Raw genomic sequence first — 13,608 nt, 5'->3', positions numbered from 1 at the left:
ATTATTATTAATCGTGAAATGCAAAGCTTTATTGATAGATATTGTAAATTTGATTTTAGTAAAACTGATGATTTATTTAGATAACAACGCAACGACAAAACTTGATCCAAGGGTACTTGAGGTTATGATGCCGTATTTGACCGAAGAATATGGCAATGCTGCAAGCAATCATGCTTTTGGTGTTAGTATCAACTCTTCGGTACAAACGGCGCGGGAACAAATAAGTGAATTAGTTAATTGTGCTCCAACTGATTTAATTTTCACATCCGGGGCGACTGAAGCAATTAATCTTGCTATTAAAGGATTAGCAAAAGAGAACCAACAAAGGGGAAATCATATTATAACCTGCGAAACTGAGCACCCCGCTGTACTTGATACTTGTCGTGCCTTAGAAGCTGATGGTTTCCAAGTTTCTTACCTGCCTGTACAACCTAATGGACTAATTAATATCGAGTTGATTCGAGAAGCAATAACTCCGTCAACAATATTAGTTTCTGTAATGTTGGTAAATAACGAGACTGGTGTTATTCAACCGGTAAGGGAAATTTCTGAAATATGCCATTCAAACGGAGTCTTTTTTATGACGGATGCAACACAGGCAGTTGGTAAAATGCTTATAGACGTAAATGATTTGGGGGCAGATTTAATGGTTTTTTCAGGACATAAATTTTACGGTCCCAAGGGTGTAGGGGCGTTGTATATACGAAGCCGACGACCATTTAAGGTTAAGTTAAATCCGCTGTTACATGGTGGTGGGCATGAGCGGGGACTTCGTAGCGGGACATTAAATGTTCCAGGAATTGTTGGCTTAGGTCAGGCTGCCTTTTTAGCAAAAAGTGAACTTAAACAGAATTCGTTTAATATAAAGGTATTACGCGACTATCTTGAAAGCAACCTTCTGTCAATTAACCAATCGTATATAAACGGAGATGTGTCAAACAGAATGTACAATGTTTGCAATCTCCGTTTCAAAGGCATTGATGCAGATGCGCTTATTGTCGGTTTAAAGGACATCATGTTGTCCAATGGGTCTGCATGTTCATCAGCTAAAGTAGAACCTTCGCACGTATTGAAAGCTATGGGCTTGTCTGATGAGGATTGTTATTCTTCGATAAGAATCAGTATAGGAAAGTACAATACAAAAGAGGATATTGACGCTGTTGTTAACGAATTAAAAGAAACAATCACACAATTGCGGGAAATGAAGAATCCAGTGCCCATCCGCTGATAAATCCCATATTTCTGGCGATCTGTAGCATGGGATATATCAGGTTTTTGAATGAAATACTAAATTGTTCGTAGTCAAGTTTTAAAATGGATTTTAAATCCATTTTAAAAATGTTCGTGTACTCCACTAAATATTTTTCCCAATTTTCCTCTGATTCGTTAATAAAATGAAACAGTTGAAACTGCAAGTGAATAAAAGTATCCAAATATATTTCAGCAGGGAGCTTGTCGCTTTTTTGAGAATTTATTGATTTTGTAGTAGGAATGATATTCCAGATTTCGTCATGTACAACGTAACTCCAAGGAATAAAATGATCTAAACTAAAATCGCTTTCTGATATCGCCTGAGCGGAATAAATACAAGAGAATGAATGTTCAACCAAGAACTTAGCCCAGATAGTCTTTGCTTTGAGCAAATTACGTTTTTCAGCACCTTGAATCTTAGAAATAATTGAAGGAACATTGGGATTTCTTTTTGTCAGATATAGGTTCAGGCGATTTATAATATTGCCCCGTATAAGTGTTCCGTAAAGATTTATAAATTCCACCCAATTTTTTCGAACTTGTATGCAATTGTCAACAAAGTAATATGGAAGATTTTCATCTGTGAATGCTATCTCCGCTATTTTTTTATGCCTTTGGTGATCGTGTAATTGCACAAGATTTTCTTTGCACCAAGTTGAAAGAAAACGATAAGGTACATACCGCAGCAATTCTATTTTTGCATTTTCTATCGAAATGGCGCTAGTGTTCTTAAGTAATATACTTTTTAATTCGTGGCGTTTGATGAGGTCAGGAATATGGAGGTCACCTTGGATTTGCCGGATTAGTATAGGTAATCGATCATAAAATCCATAGTATAATTTGAACTGACAGATAGGATGCCAGGCTTCCAACAGCATTTCGATTACAATGTCACTTATCGGAATTAGAGAATCCGCGTCAGGTCTCTCCAAGCATGACAAAATGCCATTTAACCAATAAAATTTGTAAGAATTAGTCGTCGTTTCAAGTGAATTAATTAATGGGCCAACAGAAATATCCATTTTAATCTCTAATTTCTACGTAAGAAGGATAATATCTATATACATTAAAGTATTTCTCTCGTTGGTCTTCGGGAATAAAATCCAGCTTTTTGAGGTTTAAAAAACGTCCTTTCGGTTTAGGTAAATGGGAGTTTATTAAATCAATTTCAGAACTTGTTAGTACCGGTGACTGTATATCCAATAATTCTTGGCTTCCTGTTTTTACGTATGCTAACGTTTTGATCGTTTTTATCGATTGATCATTAAGGTTCTTTCTCCGCAATAATAAGCCCCCTGTAGAAAACATGGGTGCCCTGTCCTTGTAGGACAGGAAAAGTAACTGTTGGTATACTAATTGCTCCGGTGGATCTAGTACTGCATTTCTTTGCTCTAAAATATGGTTAATACATCTGTTCACCATGTCACGAATCAGGTAAGGAGACTGTGCTCCAGTCATCATCAGATTGGTCAATTCATAGGGTACGTAGTCTGCGAAGTCAGCAGTAAATTTTTCAGGTTTATAAACGCCGGATGTTTTATCTATATATTTTGGTAGCGAGCTATTACATGTTGCCATGTAAAAGCTTCCCGGTTCCAAGTTAGTAAAGATCGTTTCAATATCCTCAAACATATAAGACTGAAGTGTCTCATCGTAATCAAGCCAAAATATTTTTTTACCGGTATAATCAATATCGAGCAATACGTCAGTTGACATGCCCCAATGAAGATCGATGCAGGAATATGGTTTATTAAACTCAAATCGGATTTTATCTTCTACTTTGTTTTCAATGTTTATCATTTTTTTGATGCCCAATTCCTTGTGGATCATCTTAAAATCGGTAAAAAATATTGAACCAAATCCAATATAGGTACACTTTCTTGCTTCAGTGACCCCGTAAATCTCCTTCAACAACTCTACAAAAAGCTTTCTTTCTATAGACTTCGCCGGCCGATAATTATAATTAAATATATTGTACGATGCCATTAAAGTTCTGTTTTATTCACATTAACATAGTAGTCAAAAGTTTTTTCTCCAACTTCCCGGTTAGTGGAAACATTGAAAATTTCTTTCAGCTTTTCAATTACAGAACTTTTTCTGGAATATGAGATAGAGGCCCATTCTCTGTTACGTTCGGCGGCTGCCGGTTTGGGCGCTACAAATTTTGGTGAAAGAGATTTTTCTGATTGTCGAACCTCATCGATTCTTCTTGGTTTCGCATTCGCTACTATATCGTCACGTACCTGCCGATCATCAATTGTATTTAGAAAGCCTAATACCTGTTTCATGGCAAATAGCATTTCCGGCCTTGCAGCTTTATACACCGGATGTCCTGCATCTATTCCTGTTTTTGTCGTTGTCATTGGAAGCTTACTTGAATCCGGCGAATCAAACATAACAACTCCCCGAAACATTGCGAACTTGTTGTGATACTTAATAATATTACCCTCATCCTCTTTTGCTTCCTTCCAACCTGTTGTATAGGACTTGTCCGCTTCTAAAACTAATCGGTCATTGCAGAAAATATACCAGCCTGCCACGCTCGGCAAAGGTTCCCCAATGCCACAATATATACTTACAACCACATTTTCTTTGACTATGGGAATTTTTTTGAAGTATGGCTTTAGATGATCACCCCACAAGAAGGAAATGTCTTTTCGTATAATAACCTTTTTGTTTAGATCAATTTCTAAACCTTTTAGAATACTATAATTGAGAGCTAAACTTATTTCCTTTTCCAAATCATTTAAGAAAACGTTGTCGCCAAAGTCAGAAGCGATATTGTCGTATAAATTGTTTACGATGATGACTGTCCCGTCTTCTTTATCAAGTGATTTTAGTTTGGCGGGTATTTTATCTTTTTCGACATAACTGAAGTCCCATTCCTCGGGCTTGCTCAACCAAGACGCAACGTCAACTGACACTAAAAAGTGATCGGTCTTATTTTTAGATTCAACCGTGAAACTTTTCCCGATTTTAAATAACGCCCTTTTCATACCAACACCGAAACGGCCAATAGAATGTTCTACAAACTTTGCCTCTTTCGGTCTACCGAAGCGGAATGCGTATTCCTTTGCCACGGAAAGCGGGAAACCGCCGCAATTATCCTTGATTATAAATTGATCTTTACTAACAGATACCTCGACTTTAAGGCCATGATAGTCTTCTTTCTTTCGAACCTGTTTTGCGCCATCAATGGAGTTGTCGATCAGGTCAATAATAGCCCTGTTTAAAGGGATATCCCTTGTAAGCATGTCGATAAAGAATTCTTTTGTCGGACTCGCCTTAATAATATTTTGATCAGCCATGTGTGACGGTTAAGTTTTTGATTCAGGAAAACGGAAGTTGAAGATAATAATATTATTATACTCAATTGAAATTTTCTAAATATGGGTTTAGAAATTCATAATAACTTATTAAAAACGCATCGAGATTGCGAGGCTCTTCAGGTATTCGTTCCTGGATTTTAAGGAAGCCGCCGTGCGAGTAATAATTTAATAGCTTTAATCCCTCATCACTCAGGCGGGTAACGGTATTCGGATCAAGTAGGCCCGATAGCTCTTTGTTCAGGGCTTTTCTTTCATTTAAATCAATACCCATGTCCTTCAACTCTGCTTTTAAGAATAAAGCAATGATCAGATTTCTTTGAGGTGCATAGTCCTTCGGAAAATTTTGTATCAGTTCTGTTGTTTCTGAATTCGGCAAAGGATCTTTTTTCTCGGTAGCTATTCCTGCTATAAAACAGAAATAAAAGAAATCGAAGTCAATCTCTGTCCCCGGTTTGCCTTTTAGATGCCTGAACCAATGCCTGGCAGTGTTTGATATGCGAAATGCCATAGTTATTCAGTCTCTGTGTGAAATGATTCGAAAAATTTGCGCCCGGCTACCCATATCCCATCATCAGTCTGCTGCACATCAGGCTCCAATAATGCGCTATCTATAAGTGCTTGGTTTTTCTTGCGGAAAAGAGTTTGTAAATGAACCTTGTCATCACATGCCTTTAAAAGCGGCTTGAAAAACCCTGGTCTCTCGCTTGAAATGGTAAATGCAATGAATTGGTTACTGATATTTGGAATTAATGCCGCGATTTCGGGCCTTACGGCTAAATCAATCGGGTTGGCAGGACTATCAATAACACATGGTAATTGATGCGATGAATTGAACAATAGGGTTGATAAAAATGCATATCCTACCGTCAACGTTTCCCCCACGCTACCGCCTTCTTTACCTTCAAGCCTTAATGAACGATCAATGGAGGATACTTTCATTTCATTATCAGGCATCAACGATTTAATCTTCTCATTGACTTCATTACATACAGACTTGCTTAACGATTCCCTGGCAATCAAAAATGTCTTTTTCAGAATCTTCACAAGAACATCCCGTTTCAGTTTTTGACTAACTGTTCCTGTTGCGTCAGCTAACTCACGATCTGCATTCGCGAGTCTGCGTTTCAATATATCAAGGTTCCAGCTGCTGTCCGAATCGTCTAACAGACTGTCATACTTCTCTAATTCAATTTTCAGTCTTTCAGCTTGCGCCTTCAATTCATCAAGTTTCTTTTTAATCCTTTCAGCTTGCGGGTCTTCCCTGCTTGCTTCATCTTTAATCAACTCTATGTTCTGTTTTGCAGTGGCTTCGGTATCCTGTAATCTTTTGATTTCATCTATTTTGCTTTTAAACTGTAAACCCACAGGCTGATCTACATCGATAATACTCGCTTTAATATCCGATTTCATCGAATTCAAAACACCGACTTCTTCTGCGCCTAAATAATTCTTAGCGTTTTGCTGAATTTGGATACTCACATTAGCGTCAATGTCACGGCCACAAATACAATGAGCTTCATGGGCAAGCTCTTCAAAAAATTCACGGGCAGCAACTCCCGGCAGCTTTACACGATCTAAATGGTCTTTAAGAGAAGTAATCGCCAAACCAAATTTGTCGGAAATTTCTGAGGGCTTCTTTATAAATTCAGCTAAGCTTTTTGATGCATCCGTTAACCGGATTAATGCTTCATTGTGGGCCGCTTCTGCGGTAGCTATTTTGACTTGATTATCAGTGTTTTTATTAATTTCCTCGTTGAAGTCTTTCTCCAATGACCGGATTTCAGAATCAATTTTATTAAGTTCTTTTTTTGATTTCGCTTTACTTTCACTAACCTCTTTAATCCGGGCTGTCAAATTTTCAACCTTATTCTTTCGTTGGCTTAATTCGCGCGGACTACCCTTAGAATTTGCTGAAGCTGCTATTTCATTGTAGTAGGATTCAATTCTTTCCTCCATCCGATTTATCAGGGACAATTGATACAATTCCTCAATAGCTTTTTGTGCATTAGTATAACCGGGGTCTAAAAGCCGTTCTGCAAGTTCACCGTCAAAAATCAATAAGGAAATAAAATCCTTCTGAAGTACCGAACGTAAATTATGCGGCGGGATAAAATCCGCGTTATTTCCGTTTGCGCCTACAGTTGTATATAGAACGGAACCTTCGCCTGAAAAGTCAAAATTGAGAATAAAGGTTAATCTTTTATCATTATCGTATACAAGCTTTAGCTCAAAAACGCCGGAGGAACTATTTTTAGATTTTCTGAAGTTTAATGCTCTTGAGGGATCTGATGAATTATCTGAAGTTGGGGGCACCCAAAACTTTGGACCCGAAAGTGCCGCCCTGATTAAATTGAGAACGGTAGTTTTTCCTGTGCCGTTAGGCATCTGGATGAGCGATACTTTATGAATTACATTGGGGCTGCTTTCAAATGAAATATGATGATCAGGACATCTCAAACCTTTAGCCGACCATCCTAAAATTTTTAAATCAATTGCCATGAGCATCTTCTTTAGGGGTTATGGTCGCATCAAAGCACACGTCACATCTCCTTTTATAAGCGTCCTTATTGTTTATATCTTCACTGTTGTCAACAACACTTTCCATCCACTTAATTAATTTAGTTGCTAATTCCGGTGGCTGGCCTTCGGCTTCTACGGCCTTTTGAAATGAAGAAGTAATTTCGCTCTTTAGCATAATGGTTTAAGTTATTCGGGTCTTATTTTGGATAGATTGCTTAAAAACTCTTCACGATCTGTATCAGCGTTCGCTTCCGGGTCAATTGTCCCGTCTTCATCATCGTCACTTGTCCTTATGAAATCCACAACGTTTGCAACTTTTGACGGATTTGACGGATCGCTTCTCAGACATCTGCCAATTCTTTGAATAGTTTCCAGTTTCGCCCTGGCTGACGACAGCAATATAACATTTTGTAACGAGCGAATATCAATACCCTCTGATAGCCTGTGGCAAGTCAAAAGACATTTTATTTCACCTCTTGCAAATCGCTCCAGCTCTGAAGAATCATCATCCCCAAAATAAGTGTGAAATTCGGTACTTAATTCATGTACCAAATTAAGAATTTCCAAGCCGTATTCTTTCGTTTCAACAAATATGATGCAACTGGTTAAAATTTGAGGGTTTGCATGAATAAAATTATGAAAGACAGGAATCTTCCCCTGAGACGTTTTGTAAACTTTAGATAACTCTATATAAAATTCCGTGTCGGACATGGGATTGCCGGCCTTTTCCCGTGCAGCTTTTCTACTATATACCGATCTTAATTTCTGCCGATCTTCATTTGTCAAGGAGTATGGAAGCGGGAAGTAATTGAAGGGTGCTAAGATCCCCTTTCGTATTGCATCTTCCAAGCCAAATTCAAAAATCACAGGGCCTATATGGTCAACTATAAACTGAGTACCCTCCTCATCATACTCTCTTTCAGGTGTGGCACTTAAACCCAACCTATACTCGATTTCATCCGATTGGCCGTTAAGGCGCACCATGTTACCATCACTTCCCAATTTATGGACTTCATCATGTATCAGGAGAGTTTTTTCTGCAATATGTTTGGGCAATTCATATAAACCAAGATCCAATTTCAATCTTGATATCAAAAGTATTTTCTTTACGGGGTTATTTCGGAACTTGTCGCTGTCATGATGCTCTGAATAATGCCTGTAAATGATCCAACCGGATAAGCCTTTTCTGATGAGGTTAAGAAGCTCCTTGTACCATTGATTTAATAAGTCTACGCCGTCACATGAGATAATTACCGTTTCGATATCTCGTGATTGGACGAGTTCTGTAAAAATTCTAAGCGACGTTTTCGTTTTACCTGTTCCGGTAGCCATATTAAGGATACCGTGCTTACTTTCCTTGAATAGCTTAACGGCAGTGTCCTGATGCTCCCATTTATTCTTATCAGGTAGTTTATATACGTCTATTATTTTCCCTTCAGCTATTATTTTCTTCAATTTCTCTTTCAAACTATCAGGTAGGTCCGGGCTCTCATATAACTCAAGCGCTAAATCGTATTCCTCGCCGATCAGTTGCTCAATAGTATTGAAGGGGAAAAGCTCTGAAATTGTCGAGTTAATTCGCTCAATAGGAATAGTTTCCACCGATGGTGAAACACCGTTCCATGCCTTCTCAAAGATACTTTGAAATTTATCTATTCTTTGGATTACAAATGTGCTTTCATTCCATGAAAAATCGCAGCAGAGATCTTCTACATTTAGTTGCAAAGCAGTTTTCGAAAGATTTGTCGAACCCGTAAACACTACCTTGTCATTAGCAGAATCCGTAAATATTCCGAATTTCTGATGAACCATGCCAACTTTATTGGCTTTAGGAATCAGCGCTTGTATTTCAATCCTTTGGTTTGCAATCAGCCAAGAGAGGCAATTAAAGAAATGCTCATCCCTTTTCGATAGGGTGGCCTTTAATTTCACAATATCATTGATGATTTTTTCTTCAACCAAGATTTTATCGCCGCTTTGACCGAGAAGTATCGCCTTTTTATCTTGGGGAGATAAAAAATCGTTGATGAGTAAACGAAGATTTCCGCCCCGCTTAATAAAATAGGCGAAGCCTATTGCTAAGGTATTTATTGCGGAAGAGCTGAAAAAGCCAAGCCCGATATCTAATTTCGTGCTATTTAGAAGACCTTCGAGATAAAACTCAATGGGTTCATCTTCGCCGGTGGCATATACCGGCTTTAGGTCCGCATCTCTTAACATAGCTAATTTGTTTCCAGTTTTTTCAAACCAGTTTCTATTTTTTGCAAAATATATTCCATACCGGAAAGATTGGTCTTGACGAACTCTTTATTGATGATATCCAAGCCATCATCAACATGCATTTTTACATACCTTGAAACGTCTTTATCAGTATGCATAATATTATAGTGGACACTGATCATTGCCACATAATACGGCAAATATTCACCGAACAAAATTTTAGCGCTGTATTCTTTACCCTGTGCATCCCTGATATCCTTGAGGTCTAAAACCCTCTCTTTAGATAACGAATAGGCAAATGCCATACGAGCTATAATATTTTCAGAACCGAGGTTCAGTTTCTTTGTAAGATCTTGTACAATCTCCTTATTTGCTTTTGAAGTCTTTATGCTGCTGAACATAACTTAAGCGTAGGTGTTAATTTCAAAAAGTTCATTTGGTTCAATTTCCCTCAATTGTGAACTGCTATGATCCTTATGCTCGATAAGGTACACCTTATTGATGCGATTTTTCAACCAGCCATATTCTTCACGTGAAAGCTCTTTCTCCAATAACGGGAATAAAACTACCTGTTCAGAAATAGATGGGTAAAATTCTGTTACTATATTATGAGCGTGTTTTTTATCGAATTTCTGTAACGGACTGTCAACGAACAGTGGAAACCTGATATTGGATTCATCGACAAGCGCTTTTAGCAGGGCTGTTGCGTAAAGTTGCTGTTCTCCCTTTGACAGGCCATCCTTATTGATTTCATTATCGCTTTTATCATACAGATCAATGTCTATAAGGTCGTCAAATACTTTCACCTCCACACGGGCAATAAAATTGGCCTTGTGCATTAACTTTTTAAGCGCCGAAAGGATTTTCTCCTGTAGTGATTCTTTTTTTTGATGTTTTAAATTTTGTGTAAATACGGCAAGCTCGTCAATCAGCCGCGCCGCTTGCTGGTCCTTCTGCAGATCAGCCTGAATCACCATTGTTTTTTTCGTCAGTTCGGTAATGAGCTTTTTTTGGTTAGATCGTTCATTATTAAGATGAAGCAACTTAGCACGAACTTCTATTAACTGATTCTCTATTTCAGCAATTTCCTTTTCGAACTTGTTTTTTTCTTTCCGGATTTCCTGTATCACAAGATCCGTTTCTTTTGTTTCAGCGTCACGAAGTTTGTTATTAATAATTGAAAACGAACTTTGCACTATTTTTAAATTTTGGGAAATGTCTTTCAAACGTTTATTGTAGGAGTTACCCAAGTTATCTACTATGGATTGCAGGTTGTTAACCTCCTCTACCTTGAAATTTAATAGCTTTTTTACCTTAATCAGTTCTACTTCGGGCATTAGGTGTTTTTCAATGATTGAATGAAGCAGTAATTCGTGTTCCTTTTTTAACTTGATCTCTCTTTTGTATGAGCCAATTTCCAGCTTAATCTTATTTAGTTTTTTCGCCAAAAATACCTGGGATACTTTTTGTTCCTGCTGTTCTACCTCCTGTGCGACCTGTTCATACACTGCGCTGAGCTTGTTGGATGCGATAGCCAACGGCGCGAACTCAAGCAACTCATTAACCTTCATCTTTAGCATTCGCTGTTCTTCAATGGTATTTTCTCGCAATTGCTTCAGCTCCTTTAATTCATCAATGGTGATCGTACTGCCTTCGCGTATGAGCCGCTCTTGGCATTTATCTGACTCAAGCTTCTTCCTCGCGAGTTCTTCTGTTATTTCAGAAATTTTATTTTCATAATAAACCGCTAATTTCTCGTTTGAGGCATTGGCGGTTCTCAGCTCGTCAAGTTTAGACCGATCCTTTCCGATATCCGTATTTTTACGAAGCTTCAGGCGGATGTTCTCAAGGTTGCTCTTAAGGTCTTCATATTTCTTTATTCCCAAAACCTCGGAATAGGCACGGCTTAATTGACGTTTTTCATCTACCGATTTCATTTCTGCAAGCGAAACAATTTTCTCGGCATCAAAAAAGAAGAACTTAGCGATTTCCCTTGGTAGAATAAAATCGTTCACGAAAATTTCGGGGCCGAGTTCTTTGGTTAGTTCATTGCTTCTGTTATCTAACAAAATTTCCAACGACTCCTGTTCGGTCAACACATTGTAGGTCCGAATAATCTCTACATTATTACATTGTATTGCCGGGATAAATATCCTTGACAAAACGATACTTACAGAAAAATTGCAGTTAGCTCCGTTTGCGGTAGACGTGACCTGCTTAAAATGATTTCGATTAACAGTCTTTTCACAATACTTTTTATATCCCCCCGCTTCATAGATTTCCCGCTTATACTTCTCATCCACATCAGCCATAAGCTTACCGTAAAGGCACCAAATAAGCGACGTTAGAAATGTAGTTTTTCCGAAACCGTTATTGCCAGATATTATGGTAATGTTACGTTCATGGTCGTAGTCAAAACCTATGATGTTTTCACCTTCATAAACTCTGTAATTATTTAGTGTAACCTTATCAATCAGCATTAGTAGTCACGTTTAATGATTTAACGTATTTCTCAAGGTGATTTTCCAAATCATTATTCAACCCCCTGGTTTTTACCATTAAAATTTTAGAGCGTTGTAATTCCAAAAGCTCTTCAATTAATTTGACATCTTCAGGATGTTGGGTACATGCCTCCTTAAGCAATTGCTTTTCAAATACAAGCTGGTCTTTAAAATCATTGTCTGAAAAGTCCGTTCCATTGACCCGGTTGTAGATTTCGGCTACGCTCAGATTAAATATACTGTCTCGATACCACGTTATCTGAATGGCTACTAACTCCTGGTAGTTAATCAGGCTTATTGTTTCGTCTCGCTGTTTTATCTCTTTTTGTGCCCGTAATAGTTGCTCCAGTATTTCAGCGCGCTTAGCTGGCTTATATGGGCCAATGCCGTCAGAGCCATCACGACGGGTATCTTCTCGCCAGTCGGGATTATTTCGGGTTGTAACCAATAGCTCCCTTATCTCCAATAAAGGCTCCATCCAATCTTCGCCATTTAAAATCAAAGCCTCCATAGACTTATCTTTTTTGACAACCGTACAAACCCAACAGCCAAATCTGCTATTGCCGCATGACGGAGTTGTATCATCGATAACCAAAGGGCAATCGCCGCCGTTTGCGTTTCTGTATAGCGCGTTTAATTGCTTATTATCAGCTCCCCAAGGCGATTCAACTTGATTAAGATATTGCCACAGTTCTGAAACCGTAACATCTTGTATCGGACTAAAAACAAACGCATTGGGCAGCACATGGCTTCGTAGCCTCGTGCCTTCTTTTGTATGGTTGGTGATGCTTGCGGATCTTGATGCGCTTTCTTCCTTTCTCGTTCCGAGCAGAATTATTGCCTGGCCTACCTGGCTGATCTTATTCTTAATAAATTCCGTCGTAGGACTTATCTTTAAGCGTTCCGTACACCAACGAAAGGCATTATTTGGCGCTGGGTAACCCTTACCAATCAGGTTTACCCAAAATGTATCTTCAAGTTTCGGAGTTGTCCTTACTACAAAAACAGGCATAGACTGCTCGAACGCCGCTTTTTCAATTTTGTTGAGAATATGCTCCGTGAATGCTATGATCTTCGGGTTTTCTACTAATGTATTGTTGCAAACTACATAGATCTGTCTTTGCAAAAGTTCTACCGGGTATTCTTTTAACGCGTACCAAACTAATTGCAGCATCATTGTAGAATCTTTGCCGCCGCTAAACCCTATTATCCAAGGGATTTTTCCGTCATCTTCAAAGTACTGTGACTGGATCTCCTTATTTATCAGTTGGATAACATTTCCCATTAATTTTCTTTTATATCATGTAAATATAGGAGAAATTCATGGTAATTTTATTACTTATAATGAGCGTAATAATGTTAAAAATGGCAACATTTTATACGTTGTAACACAGGGTAAATGTAACCCATATTACAAATTATGAACAGGTTCACGGATCCCCTTGAATGCTGTTATTATCAAAATTGTCGGGTATTATTGGCATGTTTTCGGATAAAGGAAGAATAACAGGGCATCCTTTTTCGTCAAGCGCGAATTCAATTCTTTCAACAGTCACATTATTGATATGATTAAGTTGCATTCCGCGACGTTTCAACTTATTTTCCATGTCCCACAACGCAAGGCTGTAGGTTAACCCAATAGCGGAAACGTTATGTTTCGTATATTTTTTTCCGTTTTTGCTGTAAACGTAAACATTAAAAGTGAAGCCATAGCAAATCATATATTCTGTGTTCATTGTCTCAGTTTTTTAAATAAGTTAAAAAGAAAGCATATGAAGTTGCCCCGG

General features: G+C 38.2%; 12 protein-coding genes. 1 reads left to right on the top strand and 11 read right to left on the bottom strand.

Features of this window, described 5'->3' with window-relative positions:
- Window positions 1-13: 13 nt before the first annotated feature.
- On the top strand, window positions 14-1,228 hold the full coding sequence (locus tag ACYZ0U_RS08420; protein ID WP_461451641.1) for a cysteine desulfurase family protein: 1,215 nt from the start codon (window positions 14-16) through the stop codon (window positions 1,226-1,228).
- Here the strand turns inward: ACYZ0U_RS08420 and ACYZ0U_RS08415 are convergent.
- The 11 genes from ACYZ0U_RS08415 to ACYZ0U_RS08365 all read right to left on the bottom strand — a co-directional run bounded on the left by ACYZ0U_RS08415 (window position 1,185) and on the right by ACYZ0U_RS08365 (window position 13,557).
- A complete protein-coding gene (locus tag ACYZ0U_RS08415) occupies window positions 1,185-2,273 on the bottom strand; it encodes an HNH endonuclease domain-containing protein (protein ID WP_461451640.1) in 1,089 nt (362 codons plus the stop codon). The two genes, ACYZ0U_RS08420 and ACYZ0U_RS08415, sit on opposite strands and share 44 nt — an antisense overlap.
- A 1-nt stretch (window position 2,274) precedes the next feature.
- Window positions 2,275-3,237 (bottom strand): O-methyltransferase, encoded by a 963-nt coding sequence (locus ACYZ0U_RS08410; protein ID WP_461451639.1) that lies wholly within the window; start codon window positions 3,235-3,237, stop codon window positions 2,275-2,277.
- Window positions 3,237-4,559 carry an ATP-binding protein gene (locus ACYZ0U_RS08405; protein ID WP_461451638.1) on the bottom strand — a complete coding sequence of 441 codons (1,323 nt, stop codon included), beginning with the start codon at window positions 4,557-4,559 and terminating at the stop codon, window positions 3,237-3,239. The genes ACYZ0U_RS08410 and ACYZ0U_RS08405 overlap by 1 nt, the downstream gene beginning before the upstream one ends.
- 61 nt (window positions 4,560-4,620) lie before the next feature.
- Window positions 4,621-5,088: a hypothetical protein gene (locus ACYZ0U_RS08400; RefSeq protein WP_461451637.1), complete on the bottom strand. Its 468-nt coding sequence runs from the start codon at window positions 5,086-5,088 to the stop codon at window positions 4,621-4,623.
- Window positions 5,089-5,090: 2 nt separating this feature from the next.
- Complete coding sequence (locus tag ACYZ0U_RS08395; RefSeq protein ID WP_461451636.1) at window positions 5,091-7,079, bottom strand: hypothetical protein; 1,989 nt, start codon at window positions 7,077-7,079, stop codon at window positions 5,091-5,093.
- Window positions 7,069-7,275 carry a CxC ATPase DNA modification system associated small protein gene (locus ACYZ0U_RS08390; RefSeq protein ID WP_461451635.1) on the bottom strand — a complete coding sequence of 69 codons (207 nt, stop codon included), beginning with the start codon at window positions 7,273-7,275 and terminating at the stop codon, window positions 7,069-7,071. Before ACYZ0U_RS08390 ends, ACYZ0U_RS08395 begins: the two co-directional genes overlap by 11 nt.
- Before the next feature lie 11 nt (window positions 7,276-7,286).
- A complete protein-coding gene (locus tag ACYZ0U_RS08385) occupies window positions 7,287-9,320 on the bottom strand; it encodes a DEAD/DEAH box helicase family protein (RefSeq protein WP_461451634.1) in 2,034 nt (677 codons plus the stop codon).
- 2 nt (window positions 9,321-9,322) lie between these two features.
- Window positions 9,323-9,721 carry a DndE family protein gene (locus tag ACYZ0U_RS08380; protein WP_461451633.1) on the bottom strand — a complete coding sequence of 133 codons (399 nt, stop codon included), beginning with the start codon at window positions 9,719-9,721 and terminating at the stop codon, window positions 9,323-9,325.
- A 3-nt stretch (window positions 9,722-9,724) separates the two neighbouring features.
- Complete coding sequence (locus ACYZ0U_RS08375; RefSeq protein WP_461451632.1) at window positions 9,725-11,800, bottom strand: AAA family ATPase; 2,076 nt, start codon at window positions 11,798-11,800, stop codon at window positions 9,725-9,727.
- Entirely contained in the window at window positions 11,790-13,106 is a 1,317-nt protein-coding gene (dndC, locus tag ACYZ0U_RS08370; protein WP_461451631.1) for a DNA phosphorothioation system sulfurtransferase DndC, read from the bottom strand. The genes ACYZ0U_RS08375 and dndC overlap by 11 nt, the downstream gene beginning before the upstream one ends.
- Window positions 13,107-13,251: 145 nt before the next feature.
- Window positions 13,252-13,557, bottom strand: a complete 306-nt coding sequence (locus ACYZ0U_RS08365; protein ID WP_461451630.1) for a hypothetical protein — start codon at window positions 13,555-13,557, stop codon at window positions 13,252-13,254.
- Between the last annotated feature and the right edge of the window lie 51 nt (window positions 13,558-13,608).

It is taken from the genome of Mucilaginibacter sp., from assembly GCF_965225845.1.
In the GTDB taxonomy this organism is placed as follows: Bacteria; Bacteroidota; Bacteroidia; order Sphingobacteriales; family Sphingobacteriaceae; genus Mucilaginibacter.
The sequence above is the reverse complement of the archived record's forward strand: the minus strand, read 5'-3'. Positions and strand labels throughout refer to the sequence as shown.